We start from the raw sequence: 16,723 nt of genomic DNA on the forward strand, positions 1-16,723 counted from the left end.
TTTTAATTTTCGAGTTCGATGATCCTCTGGCACCCGGCGAGGGAGTGCCCGTTGTGGGCGATTACGAAGAGCGTCATGCGGGGATTCCGCGCGGCAAGCTCCTCCAGCGAGCGGAGCAGTTCGGCTTCGGTGCGGGGATCAAGCGACGAGGTGGCCTCGTCGAACAGGAGCACGTCGGCATTCCGGTAGAGGGCCCTTGCAATGGCGATCCGCTGCCGCTGTCCGCCCGAAATCCGGGCTCCGCATTCGCCGACCGGCGTGTCGATGCCCCGGGGCAGCGTGGCGGCGAATGCTTCGAGGCGTGCCGTCCGGATGACCTCCAGGACCCGCTTGCGGTCGATGTCGTGCGGAGGAACCTCCGGTGCGATATTTTCGGCCAGGGATGCGTTGCGGAGAAAGGCGCGTTGCGAGACGTATCCGATCCGTTGCTGCCAGGCCCGGCGGTTGGCGGCGGTGAGCGGTACGCCGTCGATGCGGATCTCGCCCAGTGTGGGTTCGTAGAGTCCCGCCAGCAGATGGAGAAGGGTGGTTTTCCCGACTCCCGAAGCGCCGCGAATGCCGATCCGGTCGCCTTTCCGGAATGTAAAGTCGACGCCGTGCAACACCTCCCGGCTGCACCCCGGATAGCGGAACGCGAGTTGCCGCACCTCGATCGTCCGCTCGAAGGGTAGAGGCCCGGACTCCTCCGGCGTTGTTGTGCCGGATGCGATGGCGGGGTTCTCTTCGGTTTTTGCCTCGGTTTCCGCCGTGAGGGCCTGTCGCAGGATGTCGAGCGTATAGCGGTTGTAGCGGATCGAGACCCAGCCGTTCAGAATGGCCCGCACCGCGGGCATCAGGCGCAGGGCAGCCACGGCCGACACCCCGAACCACAGAGCGGAACCCTCCTTCCCGAAACTCCCGACAGCCAGCAGGGCCAGCCCGATGGCCAGTGCGGTTTCGACGACAAGCGGCGGCAGGCGGTTCAGGTCGGCTTCCCGTGCGCGGGCGCGGATCGCTTCGTCGAGCGAACGGTCGAAGGCCCGCAGCATCTCCGGGAATGCGCCGTTGAGTTCGATGTCGGCGTATCCGCGGAAGGTTTCGCCGACGATCCTTGCCTTTTCGCGCAGCGCCCGATTTTCCGCAGTACCGTATCGTGCGCAGCGCCTGCGGAAGCAGCGGATGTACCCCCATCCGACCGGAAGGAATACCGCAAGGGCCAGCAGGACGGCCTGCGGAGCATACGGGAACAGGACCGCGGCAGTCACTCCCAGCAGGGCGGTTTCGGCGACGATCACGGCAGCGGGGCGCAGAACGCCGGTGGTAAAACTCCGGGTGACGGCGTTCACGTTCCGGACGAGCGTCGCGGAGTCGGAGGCGTCGACGAAGGCCATGCCGCGGTCGTGACAGGCGATGAAGATCCGTCGGGAGAGCGCCCGGTAGAGGTCGAGCAGACAGCGGTTTTCGATCCGGGCGAGATGAAAGGTCGCCGCGCCCTTCAGCAGCGTGAAGAGCACGACCCCTCCGCAAACCATCCCGGCGAAGAGCCGGGTTGAAGCGATTCCCGAACTGCGGTAAGCCGCAGCCAGGCATCCGTCTCCGGTGAAGGCTTCTGGGTCGAGCAGCAGGGCCAGCAGGGGCAGCAGCAGGGCCAGTCCGGCGAAGTCGAGCACGGCCCGTGCGAGGAGCGTGGCGACCACGCCGCAACTCCGGCGGCGGAAGCCGTCGGGAAGGATGTCGAGGATTTTTTTCAAAGGCTCACGGACTCGATTTTATCGAGGAGGACATACCACAAAAACCCTTCCGTTTTTGTATATCCCATTTCGTGCAGCAGTTGCATGTATTCGCGGATCTGGCGCCGGTATCGTTCGGCGTCTCGTTCTCCGAACTTGTAGTCCACGACGACGGCGCGACCCTCCTCGCCGAGCATCACGCGGTCGGGGCGGCGTGTGGAGGCGCTTCCGGGGAGGATGATCTCCTGTTCGTTGCGCACGCGGCGCCACTTTCCGCCGAACCATTCGCGGGCTTCGGGGTGTTCGAGGGCCCGGGCGATCTTTTGTCTCAGGGTTTCGGCCTCGGTCTCCGAGAGTATGCCGTCGGCCTGCATCTGCACGACGGCCTCGTCGATCTGTGTTTCGTTGTCGGCCTGTTCGAAGGCGCGGTGCATCAGGATCCCGAAATCGCGGGGCGAGAGCCCGCTTTCCCCCTCCTCGAAGTAGCGCTGCGAGGGGAGCCGCAGCCGCAGGTCGGCCTGTGCCGTGGGATACTCCTCCAGAACGATGTGCCGGACCTCGGCCTGCTCCTTTTTTTCGGCAGCGGGGCCCGCGAACTCCCCGAATGCGAAGTGCTCGCCCGCCTCATCCGCCGAGTATCGGCCTTCGAGGTCGTCGAGCATGGCCTTGTTGCCCTCGACGCGGATGCTCCGGAGCAGCAGGGCGCCGACCGTCCGGTCGTTTTTCCGGGGAATGAAGAGGTGCAGGGACTCGGCGGCCCGGGTAAGGGCCACGTAGAGGAGGTTGATGTTGTCGACGTGCGAATAGACCAGTTCGCGGTAGTACTCCGGGGAGAACTCCGAATCGGCCATTGCCTTGCGGTAACGCACCGGGAAACGTCCGATTGCCTCGGCCTCGCCTTCGCGGGCTTCGGCCCAGACGATATTTCGGATCGAGCCGCTTGTCTTGGGCTCCAGCTGCCACGAGCAGTAGGGGATCACGACGGCCGGTTTTTCGAGCCCCTTGGCCTTGTGAATGGTGGTGATTTCGACCGTCGAGCGGCTTTCGTCGACGCTCAGCGAGCGGTTGCAGCCCGTTTCGTCCCACCAGCGCAGGAAGAGTTCGATATCGGCTACCTTCGTTGCGCAGAAGGCGATGATCTGTTCGTGAATGGCCTGGAGATAGGCCGTCTGGGAGCGGTCGCCCTGGAGGTCGAACGCCATGACGATCCGCTCGAAGGCCTCTTCGGGCGAGAGCAGGCGGATCGAACGGAAGAATTCGTTTTCGGGATCGCTCAGCGGTCGGTCGAAATCGCGGCGGAGGTAGTGGTTGAACTGGGCCCGGGCGAGGGAGTCGTCGGGATTCAGGGCGAGCCGGAGCGCTGCGGCGATGAATGCACTGACGGGGGCATTTCCCACGATGAGGGCCTCCTGCGTCATGACGTCGAAGCGGTAGCGGGGATCGGTGTTCCGCTGCTTGAAGTCGAGCAACTCGGCGGCGATGCGTGCGCCGTCCGAGGCGCTGCGCACGAGGATCAGGATGTCGCAGGGCCGGAATCCGCGGTCGAGCAGTGCGCAGATGCGCTCCACGACGGGCGGGCGTTCGTCGAAGGTCTCGACCGAGACGTAACCCGGATGTTCGGCTTTCCGGCGTGAGGTCTGGGCATGGTCGCGGTAGGCTGCGGCGAGCGTGCCGCGCAGGGCGTCGGCATCGGCGGGAGCGATTCCGTGCTTTTCGACCGCCTGGTCGAGGGCGGTGTCGAGTGCGCGGTCGTCGGTTTCGACGATCCGGGCGATGATGCGGTTGTTGAACTCCACGATTTGCGGCAGGCTCCGCCAGTTTTCGCGCAGGACCTCCACCTGGGTCTCGGCGGGTCCCAGGGCCTGCCGGGCCTGCTCGTGGAGGATGCGCCAGTCGCCGCCGCGCCAGCGGTAGATCGACTGCTTGATGTCGCCGACGAGCAGGACGGCCGTCTGCTGCTCCTCGGTCTGGGCCATGGCGTTGCGGAGCAGCGGGAGGAAGTTCTCCCACTCCTTGGCCGAGGTGTCCTGGAACTCGTCGATCATGAATCGGTCGAAGCGGTTTCCGACCTTTTCGTAGATGAACGGCGCGTCGTTGTGGTCGATGAATTCCGCGAGGATGTATTTGGTTTCGGAGAGCAGCATGAGGTTCTGCTCCTCGCAGAGCTGCTGCACGCGGGCGTAGAGGTCGGCGAGGAGTGCGAAGCTGCGGTAGTTTTCGCGCAGCAGGTCGCACGTGTTCCAGTGTCGGAGGTTCGCGTCGTAGATGTCGCGCATCCGCTGCAGCAGGGGCCTCAGCTGCGGGGCGAGGTTGCGGGAGGGCGAACCCTTTTTGCCCCACTTGTCGTCCGAGTCGACGGCCTCCGCGACGCGGGTTTTGTAGGGTTCGAGCGAGCCCTCGGCCGCGGTGTAGAACCATTTGGCGAATCCCGTTGCCTTGTATGGGAAGTCGTCGAGGGAGAGTCCCGCGGCGCCGATGATCCCGAGGGCCTGGCGGGCGGTTTCGCGGAGCTCCTTTTTGGAGGCTTCGGCCAGGTGCGTGGCGCGGGCGACGATGCGTCCCAGTTCTTCGCGGGAGCGTGCGTCGGTCAGTGCCGACTTGTTTTTCTCCTTGAAGATCTCGCCCGCGAGTGAGAGGATTCCGTCGCGGACATCCCATTTGAGCCCGTCGTCGATGCGCTCCTGGACGAATTCCGAGAGCCAGCGCTGGAGGTCGCGGTCGACGGTGATCTGTTCGATCAGGGCGTCGGCGCCCTTCGAGAGCACCGACGAGGTTTCGATCTCGACGTTGTAGTTCAGGTCGATCCCCAGCTCCTTGATGAAGGCGCGGAGGATGCGCTGGAAGAAGGTGTCGATGGTGAGGACCGTGAAGCGCGAATAATCGTGGAGGATCTTTGCGCGGACTTCGGCGGCGCGTTTGCGGATGGTTTGTTCGTCGAGGGCGAGCTCTTCCGAGAGTTGCGTCAGATAGGAGCTGTCGTTTCCGGCCGCGAGGTTGTGAATCTCCTTCAGGATGCGGGATTTCATCTCCTCGGTGGCCTTGTTGGTGAAGGTTACGGCGAGGATATGCCTGTAAAGTTCGGGCTCCTCGATCACGTCGCGGACGTACTGGAAGGCCAGTTGGTAGGTTTTTCCGGAGCCGGCGCTGGCATTCAGGATCTTCGCTCTCTTCGTTTGCACTGTTCGGAAATTCTTTTTGGAAGGTAAAAATACGAAACAAAACCCGAATTTCGCAAGAAATTCGTAAATTAGCCGGACAAAACAGAACCGAAACATGAAAAAAATGCTTTTTAGTCTGCTGCTGCTGACGGTTTTCGGTGCGCTGCAGGCCCAGACTCCGGCGGACGGCGGAGCGCAACGCGAATGGCTCACCTCGTTTACGGCCGTGGAGGTTACGGCACCGCTCGACATCCGTTTCATCCGGGTTCCCGACAGCGAGGCTCCGAAGATCATCTACGATACGAAAGGTTCCTATACGACTCGTTTCCGGTTTGAAGTCCGGGACAAGGTGCTCCGGATCATGGAGCGGCCCGATTCGCGGCGTCCGGAGCGCACGCAGGTCGAGGTTTACTACAATTCGCTGGAGCGTATTGCCGTGGCGGATGCGGTTGCGACGTTCGACAGCACGTTGGTGTCGACGGTCCTCGACCTTACGATCGGGGGTATGGCCCAGGTGACGGTGCCGCTCGACGTGAAGGATCTCCAGTTGGAGCAGACGGGCAAGAGCCGTGCGACGCTGACCGGGTCTGCGCGTTATCTTTCGCTGTTTGTTTCGGCGGGGACGCTCGATGCTTCGGCGCTGGAGGTGATGTCCGCGGAGGTGAACGTGACGGGTTCGGGTTCGGCATCGCTGTGGGTGACCGACCGTTTCGAGGGGAAGACCTCGACGGGCGGCAAGATCACCTACAAGGGAACCCCGACGGTGATCCGCGGGGGCATGAAGTTCATGGGCGGCGACATCACCCGAACCGGGGAGTAAGACGCGCGTCGGGAGGCTCCGCAGGGGTGCCCTGTCCGCTGCGTGCTGCACATTCTGAATCATGAAGAGTTTCCTTTACGAAGTTGCTGCGGACCTCTATGCCCGCTACGGGGAGGGATTGTCGGAATGTTCCGTTCTCTTCCCGTCGCGTCGTGCGCGGCTGTTCTTCATCGACGCGCTGTCGCAGATTGCCGGGCGTCCGATGTGGCAGCCGACGTGGGCAACGATCGACAGCCTGATGGAAGAGATCTCGGGGCTGCGGCCCGGGGACCGCGTGCGGCTCATCACGGAACTCTACAAAATCTATTCGCAATACCACGCCGAACCGTTCGACCGGTTCTACTTCTGGGGCGACATGCTTCTGACGGACTTCGACACGATCGACAAATACGGCGTGAATGCCGACCGGCTTTTTCGCAACATCACGGACATCAAGGAGTTGGAGGCCGATATTTCGTACCTCACGCCGCGTCAGCTGCAGATCGTGAAGGCCTTCTGGTCGACGTTGGGCGACGAGTCCGACCTTTCGGCCGAGAAGCGGCGGTTCCTGGCGATCTGGAAGAGCCTGGGACCGATCTACCATCGGCTGCGGGAGCGCCTTTCCGAGCTGGGCATCGCCTACAACGGCATGATCCAGCGTGCGGCGGCCGACCGGCTGCGGGCGGGCGGCTACTCGTTTCCGGAGCCGCGGCGTTACGTCGTGGCGGGCTTCAACGCCCTGTCGGAGTGCGAGAAGCAGCTTTTCCGCTTTTTGTCGACGGCTGCCGAGACCGATTTCTACTGGGATTACGACACCTATTACAGGGATGCCCCCGAACAGGAGGCGGGGATGTTCGTGCGCGAGAATACCGTGCAGTTCCCGGCGCGGAGCGACATCTCCCACGACAACATGGCCCGGGAGAAGGAGCTGACGGCCGTGGCTGCGGTTTCGAATGCCGTGCAGTGCAAGGCTGCGGCGGGGATCCTGCGCGAACTGGCGGCTGCGGGCCCGCTCGACAAGCGCACGGCCGTGGTGCTGACCGACGAAAACCTGCTGCTGCCGCTGCTCTACGCGCTGCCGCCGGAGATCGGGCGGGTGAACGTCACGATGGGCTACCCGCTGCGCACGACCCTGGCCTATACGTTTGTCGAACGTCTTGTGGCATTGCAGTCGCACCGCCGCCGGAAGGGGGAGGGGTGGAGCTTTTACCACGCCGACGTGGTGGGGATCCTCGCACACCCCTACGTCTCGGAGAGCGATTCTGCGGAGACCCGCCGGATGCAGGAGGAGATTGTCCGCGAACGGCGCATTTCGGTCGATGCCGCGTGGCTCGGGCGCAACGACCTGCTGCGGCAGATCTTCTCGGCGGCCGAGTCGTGGCGCGACCTTTCGGAGTGGCTGCTGGGGGTGGTCGGGGCCGTGGCCCGCATCCCCTGCGAGGGGACGGATGCGCGTCAGCGGGTGGAGTTCCTGGCCGTCATTGCCGGGGAGTTGACCAAACTGCGCAACTCGCTCGAAGCGTGCGACATCGCGCTGACGCCCGAGATCTACGCCTCGCTGCTGCGGCGCCACCTCCAGACGCTGCGCATCCCCTATGAGGGCGAACCGCTCGAAGGGCTTCAGGTCATGGGCATCCTCGAAACGCGCAACCTCGATTTCGACAACGTGATCCTGCTGTCGATGAACGACGACAACTTTCCGGGCAACCACATGGCGCAGGCGTCGTTCATTCCCTACAACCTGCGGGCGGCCTACGGGCTTCCGACGCCCGAGCACCACGAAGGGGTCTACGCCTACTACTTCTACCGGTTGCTGCAACGGGCGCGGCGGGTATGGATGCTCTACTGCTCGCATGCCGACGACAAGTCGACGGGCGAACCGAGCCGCTATATCTACCAGTTGGATTACGAGAGCGGTTTCCCGGTCCGGCGGGTGGAGGTAGGCGTGGACGTGAACCTCGCGGAGACGGCTCCGATCGAGGTGGCGAAGGACGAGCGGGTGCTGCGGAGTCTGGAGCGCTTCACCGATCCCGCCTCTCCGGCGACGCTCTCGCCGACGGCCTTTTTCCGCTATGTGGCGTGTCCGCTCCGCTTCTATTTCCACTCCATAGCGCGCCTGGAGAGCGACGACGAGATTTCGGAGGAGGTCGACGCCCCGATGTTCGGTACGATCCTCCACGCCGCGGTGCAGAAACTCTACGCGCGGATTGCCGGGGAGCACCGCCCGGGCGGGACCCTGCGGGCGCTGCTCCGCACGGGCGAGGTCGCGGCGGCCGTGGAGGCCTCGATCAACGAGAACTACCTGAACGATGCGTCGGCCACGCCGGACGACTATACGGGCAACCTGCTGTTGGTCCGCGACATCGTGACGCGCTATTTGCGCGGCGGGGTGATCCCCTACGATGCGGCGCACGACGGCTTTACGGTCGAGGGGCTGGAGGATTCGGTGGCTTACGGGTTCGATTTCCGCACGGCGGACGGCACCGTGCGCCGCATGAAGTTTGCGGGGATCGCCGACCGCATCGACCGGCTGGACGACGGGACGCTCCGCGTGGTGGACTACAAGACCGGGGCTCCGCACCTGGAGTTTGCGGGAATCGAGTCGCTCTTCCGCGGTGAGGGGAAGCAGCGTCTTTCGAACATCCTGCAGACGCTGCTCTACGCGATGATGCTCTACCATACGCGGGGTGTGGATGCCGAGCCGACACTCTACTACGTGCGTGCGATGAACCGTCCGGACTACGACCCCCGGCTCTTCGACCGCGAACTGGACCTGCGCGGAGGGCGCTATACGCACTATGCCGGACGTTTCGAGGAGCTGGTCGGCGAGACGCTGGCGGAGCTGTACGACCCCTCTGTGCCGTTCCGGCAGTGTGCCGATGCCGATACCTGCAAGTATTGCGACTTCAACGTGCTGTGCCGCCGGTAGCCTCTCCGGCCGGAAAAACAAGGTCCCGCGACTCGGAGGAGTTGCGGGACTTTTCGTGTTTGTGTTCGTGCGTTGTCGGAAGGTTTCATCGGAAGGCCGAAATGAATGGTCGGACAAAGTTCCGATTTTCCCGGATTTTGCAATATCCGGAATTGTATTATCTTTGTAGTGGATTCGAACGGAAACCCTGAAACACCTCACCTATAATGAAAACACGAAGAATCTGGAACATCTGCCTGCTTGCTACGGCCCTGTTGATGCTCGCCTCGTGTGCCGTACACCGGCCTGCCGGGCCTCGGCCGCCGCGCCGTCCGCCTCATGCTGTACCGCCCCCTCCGGGCTACGGGCACCATCGTCCGAAGCCCCCGAAGCCCCCGAAACCCCCGAAACCCCCGAAGAGGCCCAAACCGCCCAAACCGCTGAAGAAGCATCCGCGTTCGCACCGGATGCCCGATGCCCCGGGCAATCCGCCGCAGGGCCCCGAAACCCCGCGGGGTTCCGAACCGTCGATGGATCGGCCGTCGCGGTAGGAGCGGGATGCCGCCTGTTATGCACCCCGGACCGGAAACGGTCCCGGGGTGTTTTGTTTCAGAGTTTGACGACGAAATAGGAGGCGCCGCTGCGGCGTGCGGCCTCGATGCCGATGGGGGAGTCCTCGAAGATCAGGGTTTCGCGCGGCGAACACCCCTCGCGGCGCATGGCCTCCAGAAAACAGTCGGGATAGGGCTTCGCACGGGCGATGTCGGGCCCGGCGAGGATGCCGTCGACCCTTCCGAGCGGCGCTTCGGCCGGCGCTTCCGGACGCCCCTCTCCGCCGTTCGCCGCTTCCTCTACGGGCCCTCCGATTCCGAGGTGGCGCATGACGTTGTCGATATTGGCGCGGCTGCCGGTCGAGACCACCCACACGCGCCCGCCCTGGGCCTGGAACTGGCGGCAGAACTCCCACAGCGGACGGTTCAGCCGCACGGAGCCGAAAAACGAAGGGTAGAGCTCGATTTTTCGCAGCCGCAGTCGTTCGCGCTCCGCGGGGTCGGCGATCCCGAAGCGGGTGAGGAACTCCTCGCAGCGCATTCCGAAGTAGTTGGCCTCGTACTCCTGTTCGGTGAGGGGATACCCGGCTTCGGTGAGTGCCGCGACGTAGGCCAGCGTATTGGCGCGGCGGGTGTCGGCCAGCGTGCCGTCGAAATCGAGCAGCAGGAGCCGGATGCAGGTGTTTTCGGTTGTCTCCATGCTCCGGTTGCCTTAGTCGAAGGATTGCATGCCGGACTGGGCGATGCGCATGAGCCGCTGGTACTCGCCGGGGGAGAGTTCCATGAAGAAGTAGTGGACGGGATCGACGCGCATTCCGTCCTTGCGGACCTCGTAGTGGAGGTGCGGGGATAGCGAGAGCCCGGTATCGCCCGAGAGGGCGATGATGTCGCCGCGGCGGACCTGCTGGCCCTTGCGGACGTTGATTTTCGAGAGGTGGCTGTAAGAGGTTTCGTACCCGTTCCCGTGGTCGATGACGACGGTGCGGCCCTGGGTGGAGCTGCGCGAGGAGACGTTGCGGACCACGCCGTCGGCCGTTGCGAAGACGCGCGAGCCTTCGGGAATGGTGTAGTCGACGCCCTGATGGGCCTGCAGGGTCTTGAAGAAGGGGTGGATGCGCATTCCGTAGGAGGCGGTCAGCAGGGTCAGCTGCTTGTTGATGACGGGCTGGATCGAGGGGATGTGGTCGCACCCGCGTCCCACGGTGTCGATCCGCTGCTGGAGGCGGAGGTAGGAGTCCCCGAGCTCCGCGAGCCGCGCTTCCATCTCCAGCACACCCTCCTTCAGCTCGCGTTTGAGCTGGCGCGTGGAGCGGCCTACGATCTTTTCGTAGGTGGCGGCCTGCCTTTGTTCGACCTCGGCGTCGAAGTCGTAGGGTTCCGATTCGAAGAGGATCCGGAAGACGTTGCGGTCGCGTTCGGAGAGGTTGTCGAGGACCATTGCCAACGAGTCGTAGCGTTGTGCGAGCCGGTCGTACTCCTGGCGGAGCCGGTCGGTGGAGTGCTTCATCTGGTACTCGAACGGGGTGTCGAAGAAGATCGAGAAGCCGATGTAGTAGATCACGGCGACCCCGAACCATACGAAGAGGTGTACGGTTGCGCGGATGATGCGCTGTTTGCGGCGTTTGCGCCTGCGGAGGCGTTCGAGGTCCTTTTTTCCGGCCATGGCATCAATACTTTTCGAAGTTGGTTTCGCGCAGGTTCTCCATCAGCCGTTCGTACTCTTCGGCGGTCATGTCGCGGTTGAAGTAGTTGATCGGGTTGACGGGCACGCCCCGGTGGATCACCTCGTAATGGAGGTGGGGTCCCGTGGATCGTCCGGTGTTTCCGGTCCGGGCGATGATCTGGCCTCGTGTGACCGTATCGCCGGGTTTGACGAGGATGTCGCTCAGGTGCGCGTATCGGGTTTTGTAACCGAATTCGTGGTTGAGCAGCACCTGATGCCCGTATCCTCCGTTGTATCCGACGGGCTGGGCGAGTTCGACGACGGCGTCTCCCGTGGCGTAGACGGGGGTGCCGCGGTCGCAGCCGAAATCGACTCCGGTGTGTGCGACCACGCGGTGCAGCACGGGATGGAAACGCCGCGGGTTGAAAGCGCCGATATGGTTGTTGTGCAGGGCCTTCCGGTCGATGGGCCAGATGGCGGGGACGGCCGAGGCGAGTTGTTCCTTGTTTCGGGAGAGCTGCTGGAGTTCGTCCATCGAGACCGATTCGAGGTAGAGCGTGCGGGCCAGGGCGTCGATCTGTCGCCAGGTTCCGATCATCAGCGGGGCGTACCGGTCGTCGGCCATCGGGGCGTATTTCGAATCGGGGTAGGGATTCCAGACCCCGGGGATCGAGATCGTGTCGGTGGAGAAGAGTGCGCGGTAGACGTAGCTGTCGCGGTGGCGGATCTCGTCGACGCGGCGCTGTGCGGAGCGGATGCGGTCCTGGAGGATGCGGTATCGGATTTCGGTTTCGCGGTTTTCCTGGAGGATGCGGTACATCTTGGGGGTGTAGAAGAAGTAGGAGAAGAGGACGTTGGCAATCGACACGAGGATGAAACCGATGAGGATCTTGCGGATCAGGCGGTAGGTTTTGAGCCGGAAGGGTGCAGCCATGACGTCGCGCGTGAGGACCTGGGCCTCGTGCGAGAGTTCGCCTGCTCCGGCGCGGATCGCCCCGGTATCGAATCGGTGTCGTTTTTTGCTCATTGCGGAAAAAACTCTTACTGCGAGATGCAAATTTAGTTTAAAATGTGTAATTTTGCAACCCGAATCAGGAACGCGAAAATAGGATAAATCGATATATGATGGAGTCAAATAAAATCAGACAGGCCTTTCTGGACTTTTTCGAGTCGAAGGGTCACACGATTGTCCCTTCGGCGCCGATGGTGGTGAAGGGCGACCCGACGTTGATGTTCACCAATGCGGGCATGAACCAGTTCAAGGACATCTTCCTGGGGAATGCGCCGCGGAAGTACCCGCGGGTAGCGGATACGCAGAAGTGCCTGCGCGTGTCGGGCAAGCACAACGACCTGGAGGAGGTCGGACACGACACCTACCACCACACGATGTTCGAGATGCTGGGCAACTGGTCCTACGGCGATTACTTCAAGAAGGAGGCGATTGAGTGGGCCTGGGAACTGCTGCACGACGTTTACAAATTGCCCGCCGAGCGGATGTACGCGACGGTTTTCGAGGGTTCGGAGGAGGACGGGGTTCCGTTCGACCAGGAGGCCTACGACTACTGGAAGCGCTTCCTGCCCGAGGACCACATCATCCGCGGCAACAAGCACGACAACTTCTGGGAGATGGGCGAGACGGGTCCGTGCGGTCCCTGCTCGGAGATCCACTTCGACCTGCGCGACGAGGCGGAGATTGCAGCGAAGCCGGGCCGGGAGATGGTCAATGCCGGCCATCCGCAGGTGATCGAGATCTGGAACCTGGTGTTCATGCAGTTCAACCGCAAGGCCAACGGATCGCTCGAAGAGCTCCCGGCGCGCAACGTCGATACGGGCATGGGCTTCGAGCGCCTCTGCATGATCCTGCAGGGCAAGAAATCGAACTACGATACGGATGTCTTCCAGCCGACGATCTCGCGCATCGCCTCGATGGCGGGCAAGCGCTACGGCGAGGATGAGAAGTCGGACGTGGCCATGCGTGTGATCGCCGACCACCTGCGTGCCATCGCCTTCTCGATTGCCGACGGACAGCTTCCGTCGAACGTCAAGGCGGGTTATGTGATCCGCCGCATCCTGCGCCGTGCCGTGCGCTACGGCTACACCTACCTGGGCTTCACGGAGCCGACGCTCTGCCGGCTGGTTCCGGGGCTCGTGGAGCAGATGGGGGGCCAGTTCCCGGAGCTGAAGGCGCAGCAGACCCTGATCGAGAAGGTGATCGAGGAGGAGGAGGCATCGTTCCTGCGGACGCTGGCCACGGGCATCAACCTGCTGGACGGCGTGATCGCCCGCACGAAGAAGGAGGGCGGCAGTCGCATTTCGGGCAAGGACGCCTTCGAGTTGTACGATACGTTCGGCTTCCCGATCGACCTGACGGAACTGATCGCCCGCGAACAGGGCGTGGAGGTGGACCTCGAGGCCTTCGAGAAGGAGCTGCAGGCCCAGAAGGAGCGCTCGCGCAACGCTGCGGCCGTCGATACGGACGACTGGGTGGAGCTCTTCCCGATCAAGGAGAGCGTTTTCACGGGCTACGACACGCTGACCGAACAGGTCCGCATCGCGCGTTACCGCCGTGTGACGACCAAGGGCAAGACCTCCTACCAACTGGTCTTCGACCGCACGCCGTTCTACGGCAATTCGGGCGGTCAGATCGGTGACATCGGCGTGATCGAGAGCGCCAACGAGCGGATTCCGGTCGTCGCCACCGAAAAGGAGAACGGCCTGATCATCCATATCGTGAACCAGCTGCCGGAGAATCCCGCTGCGGAATTCACCGCGAAGGTCGACCCGGAGAAGCGCCAGAATGCCGCGAACAACCACACGGCCACGCACCTCATGCACGAGGCGCTGCGCAAGGTGCTGGGTACGCACGTCGAGCAGAAGGGTTCGCTCGTTACGCCGGAGATGCTTCGCTTCGACTTCTCGCACTTCCAGAAGGTGACCCCGGAGCAGTTGCGCGAGGTGGAGCGTCTGGTGAACCGGGCTGTGCGCGCCGACTACCCGCTCGTCGAGAACCGCGAGGCCACGAAGGAGGAGGCTGCGGCAGCCGGAGCGATGATGCTCTTCGGCGAGAAGTACGGCGACCGGGTGCGCATGGTGCGCTTCGGGACGTCGGTGGAGCTGTGCGGCGGTACGCACACGCGGGCTACGGGAACGATCGGATTCTTCAAGATCCTCTCGGAGAGCGCCATTTCGGCGGGCGTGCGTCGTATCGAGGCCGTCACGGGCGAACAGGCCGAGAAGATGCTCTACGCAGCGGAGGATACGATGCGCAACGTGGCCGAATACCTGAACAACCCGCAGGTGGTGCAGGCCGTGAAGAAGATGCTCGAAAGCAACGAGGCCCTCTCGAAGGAGGTTGAGACGATGCGTCGCGAGCAGGTTTCGCAGTGGGCGGACAAGATCGCCGCGTCGGCTCCCGAACGGAACGGAATGCAGCTCTTTGCTATGCAGACGGACCGTCGTCCGGATTTCGTGAAGGACCTGGCCTACAATTTGCGGCAGCGGATGCCGCGGCTGGTACTGGTCGTGGGTTCCTTGTACGAGGGCAAGCCGACGCTGACGGTGATGCTGGGCGACGAGATCACGGCTCAGGGCGTGAATGCCGGGGCGGTGGTCCGCGAGGCTGCGAAACTGATGCAGGGCGGCGGCGGCGGCCAGAACTTCTTCGCCACGGCCGGCGGCAAGAATGCCGACGGCCTGCAGGCTGCGATCGACAAGGCCGTGGAGCTGATTGCGGCCCAGATGAAGTAACAATCAAAAAAACGAGAGAGATATGAGCAACAAGGTATTATTGATGATCCTCGACGGCTGGGGCAATGGCCACCACGACAAGGCGGACGTCATTTCGACGGTGCACCCGGCCTACATCTCGGCGATGACCGAGCAATATCCGCACGCCGAGCTGCGCACCGACGGTGAGAATGTCGGACTGCCCGACGGCCAGATGGGCAACTCGGAGGTGGGCCACCTCAATATCGGTGCAGGGCGTGTGGTTTATCAGGACCTGGTGAAGATCAACCGGGCGTGCCGCGACAACTCGATTCTGAAGAATCCCGAGATTGTCAAGGCGTTCGAGTATGCGAAGGCGCAGGGTGCCGGCGTGCACTTCATGGGCCTGACGTCGGACGGCGGCGTACACTCGTCGTTCGAGCACCTCTTCAAGCTGTGCGACATCGCCAGGGAGTACGGCGTCTCGGAGCGCACCTACGTGCACTGCTTCATGGACGGCCGCGACACGGACCCGCACAGCGGCAAGGGCTTCATCGCGCAGTTGGAGGAGCACCTCTCGAAGACGGGAGGCAAGATCGCCACGGTGATCGGCCGCTACTATGCGATGGACCGCGACAAGCGCTGGGAGCGGGTGAAGGTGGCCTACGACGCCCTGGTGGAGGGCATCGGCGAGCACGATACGGACATGGTCGCCGCTGTGCAGAAGTCCTACGACGCCGACGTGACGGACGAGTTCATCAAGCCGATCGTGCATGTCGACGGGGCCGGGAAGCCGATGGGCCTGATCCGTGAGAACGATCTGGTCATCTTTTTCAACTACCGCAACGACCGCGCCAAGGAGCTGACGATCGTCCTCACGCAGCAGGATATGCCCGAAGCGGGGATGCACACCCTGCCGCTGTACTACTGCTGCATGACGCCCTACGACGCGAAGTTCACGGGCCTGCACATCCTCTTCGACAAGGCCGACGTGCCCGACACGATCGGCGAGTGGGTTTCGAAACAGGGCCTGAAGCAGCTGCGCATTGCCGAGACCGAGAAGTACGCCCACGTGACGTTCTTCCTGAACGGCGGCCGCGAGGATAAGTTCGAGGGTGAGGAGCGCATCCTGGTTGCCTCGCCGAAGGTGGCGACGTATGACCTGCAGCCTGAGATGTCGGCTCCGGAAGTGGCTGACAAGCTGGTTGTTGCCTTGAACGAGCGGAAGTTCGACTTCATCTGCCTGAACTTTGCGAACGGCGACATGGTGGGCCACACGGGCGTCTACGAGGCGATCGTGAAGGCGGTGAAGGCCGTAGACGGTTGCGTCGAGAAGGTCGTGGAGGCTGCGAAGGCCAACGGCTACGAGGTGGTGATGATCGCCGACCACGGGAACGCCGACAACGCGATCAACCCGGACGGCACGCCCAACACGGCGCACTCGCTGAATCCGGTGCCCATCGTGGTGGTTTCGGACCGCGTGAAGGCCGTGCATAACGGCATTTTGGCCGATGTCGCCCCGACGGTGCTGAAGTTGATGGGACTTCCGCAGCCTGCGGAGATGACCGGCAAGGTTCTCGTCGAGATGAAATAAGGTTCCGACGGCGGCCTCTCGATAGAGAGACAGGTCGTTCAGATCAGGAAAGCCCCGATCTTCCACGGAAGATCGGGGCTTTTGTGCAGGCTGTGGGCGCGGAAGAGCCGTCAGTAAAGTTCGATATACTCGTAGGAGTTGCCGACGGCGGCGAGGAACCTCGCAAACTCCTCCTGCGCGATGACCACCGTGGCGCGGTTGTCGTTGGGGTGGAACGAGAGGGCGGGCCACTCCCGGAGCCGGGCGTCGAGGAAGAGGTGGACGTGGTTCGCCGGGTCGTTGATCAGCCCGAAAGGCGAGACCGATCCGGGCCGCAGTCCCAGCCAACGCTCCATGCGCTGCTCCGAGGCGAACGACAGCTTGCCCTGATGCAGGCGGTGTTCGAGGTCGTGAATGGCCATCGCCTGCTCGCAGTCGAAGCATACGAGGTAGTGGCGGTCACCCTTGTGGTTGCGGAAGAAGAGGTTCTTGCAATGCTTCGAGCCGTCGTCGTGCCAGTATTGGCGGGCGATCTCGATGGTCGGGGCTTCGGGATGCTCATACCACGTGTAGCGGATCGCGTGGGCGTCGAGCCAGTCGAAGACCCGCTGGCGGCGTTCGTCGGGGGTCAGCGGGGTGGTTTCTGTCGTCTCCATG

The 16,723-nt window shown here is 63.2% G+C and carries 11 protein-coding genes; 5 read left to right on the forward strand and 6 right to left on the reverse strand.

Annotated elements, in window-relative coordinates; all coding sequences use genetic code 11:
• Window positions 1-2: 2 nt before the first annotated feature.
• A complete protein-coding gene (locus ABGT65_RS11405; RefSeq protein ID WP_346702282.1) occupies window positions 3-1,730 on the reverse strand; it encodes an ABC transporter ATP-binding protein in 1,728 nt (575 codons plus the stop codon).
• Window positions 1,727-4,888, reverse strand: coding sequence for a UvrD-helicase domain-containing protein (locus ABGT65_RS11410; protein WP_346702284.1), 3,162 nt, complete (start codon window positions 4,886-4,888; stop codon window positions 1,727-1,729). Before ABGT65_RS11410 ends, ABGT65_RS11405 begins: the two co-directional genes overlap by 4 nt.
• 94 nt (window positions 4,889-4,982) lie before the next feature.
• On the opposite strand from ABGT65_RS11410, the gene ABGT65_RS11415 reads away from it, so the two are divergent.
• From ABGT65_RS11415 to ABGT65_RS11425, 3 genes are all read left to right on the forward strand, one after another.
• Entirely contained in the window at window positions 4,983-5,687 is a 705-nt protein-coding gene (locus tag ABGT65_RS11415; RefSeq protein WP_346702286.1) for a head GIN domain-containing protein, read from the forward strand.
• A 61-nt stretch (window positions 5,688-5,748) separates the two neighbouring features.
• Window positions 5,749-8,595 carry a PD-(D/E)XK nuclease family protein gene (locus tag ABGT65_RS11420; RefSeq protein WP_346702287.1) on the forward strand — a complete coding sequence of 949 codons (2,847 nt, stop codon included), beginning with the start codon at window positions 5,749-5,751 and terminating at the stop codon, window positions 8,593-8,595.
• Between the two features lie 206 nt (window positions 8,596-8,801).
• A complete protein-coding gene (locus ABGT65_RS11425) occupies window positions 8,802-9,125 on the forward strand; it encodes a hypothetical protein (protein WP_346702289.1) in 324 nt (107 codons plus the stop codon).
• Between the two features lie 58 nt (window positions 9,126-9,183).
• Here the strand turns inward: ABGT65_RS11425 and ABGT65_RS11430 are convergent, their stop codons facing one another.
• The 3 genes from ABGT65_RS11430 to ABGT65_RS11440 are packed head-to-tail and all read right to left on the reverse strand — an operon-like array spanning window position 9,184 to window position 11,815.
• A complete protein-coding gene (locus ABGT65_RS11430; RefSeq protein WP_346702291.1) occupies window positions 9,184-9,825 on the reverse strand; it encodes an HAD family phosphatase in 642 nt (213 codons plus the stop codon).
• Between the two features lie 12 nt (window positions 9,826-9,837).
• A complete protein-coding gene (locus ABGT65_RS11435) occupies window positions 9,838-10,788 on the reverse strand; it encodes a peptidoglycan DD-metalloendopeptidase family protein (RefSeq protein ID WP_346702293.1) in 951 nt (316 codons plus the stop codon).
• A 4-nt stretch (window positions 10,789-10,792) separates the two neighbouring features.
• A complete protein-coding gene (locus ABGT65_RS11440) occupies window positions 10,793-11,815 on the reverse strand; it encodes a M23 family metallopeptidase (RefSeq protein ID WP_346702295.1) in 1,023 nt (340 codons plus the stop codon).
• 98 nt (window positions 11,816-11,913) lie between these two features.
• On the opposite strand from ABGT65_RS11440, the gene alaS reads away from it, so the two are divergent.
• Together alaS and gpmI are read left to right on the forward strand one after the other, a co-directional pair.
• Window positions 11,914-14,535 (forward strand): alanine--tRNA ligase, encoded by a 2,622-nt coding sequence (alaS, locus tag ABGT65_RS11445; protein WP_346702296.1) that lies wholly within the window; start codon window positions 11,914-11,916, stop codon window positions 14,533-14,535.
• Between the two features lie 22 nt (window positions 14,536-14,557).
• Window positions 14,558-16,087 (forward strand): 2,3-bisphosphoglycerate-independent phosphoglycerate mutase, encoded by a 1,530-nt coding sequence (gpmI, locus tag ABGT65_RS11450; protein ID WP_346702298.1) that lies wholly within the window; start codon window positions 14,558-14,560, stop codon window positions 16,085-16,087.
• A 110-nt stretch (window positions 16,088-16,197) separates the two neighbouring features.
• Here gpmI and ABGT65_RS11455 read toward each other — a convergent pair whose 3' ends face one another.
• A complete protein-coding gene (locus ABGT65_RS11455; RefSeq protein WP_346702299.1) occupies window positions 16,198-16,722 on the reverse strand; it encodes a prolyl-tRNA synthetase associated domain-containing protein in 525 nt (174 codons plus the stop codon).
• Window position 16,723: the final 1 nt, after the last annotated feature.

This window comes from uncultured Alistipes sp. (assembly GCF_963931675.1).
Classification (GTDB): domain Bacteria; phylum Bacteroidota; class Bacteroidia; order Bacteroidales; family Rikenellaceae; genus Alistipes.

What these genes read in the sequence shown, in the direction of transcription:
- ABGT65_RS11415 (WP_346702286.1), top strand. Translation starts at nt 4,983, where the DNA reads ATGAAAAAAATGCTTTTTAGTCTGCTGCTGCTGACGGTTTTCGGTGCG.
- ABGT65_RS11420 (WP_346702287.1), top strand. Translation starts at nt 5,749, where the DNA reads ATGAAGAGTTTCCTTTACGAAGTTGCTGCGGACCTCTATGCCCGCTAC.
- ABGT65_RS11425 (WP_346702289.1), top strand. Translation starts at nt 8,802, where the DNA reads ATGAAAACACGAAGAATCTGGAACATCTGCCTGCTTGCTACGGCCCTG.
- ABGT65_RS11430 (WP_346702291.1), bottom strand. Translation starts at nt 9,825, where the DNA reads ATGGAGACAACCGAAAACACCTGCATCCGGCTCCTGCTGCTCGATTTC.
- ABGT65_RS11435 (WP_346702293.1), bottom strand. Translation starts at nt 10,788, where the DNA reads ATGGCCGGAAAAAAGGACCTCGAACGCCTCCGCAGGCGCAAACGCCGC.
- ABGT65_RS11440 (WP_346702295.1), bottom strand. Translation starts at nt 11,815, where the DNA reads ATGAGCAAAAAACGACACCGATTCGATACCGGGGCGATCCGCGCCGGA.
- alaS (WP_346702296.1), top strand. Translation starts at nt 11,914, where the DNA reads ATGGAGTCAAATAAAATCAGACAGGCCTTTCTGGACTTTTTCGAGTCG.
- gpmI (WP_346702298.1), top strand. Translation starts at nt 14,558, where the DNA reads ATGAGCAACAAGGTATTATTGATGATCCTCGACGGCTGGGGCAATGGC.
- ABGT65_RS11455 (WP_346702299.1), bottom strand. Translation starts at nt 16,722, where the DNA reads ATGGAGACGACAGAAACCACCCCGCTGACCCCCGACGAACGCCGCCAG.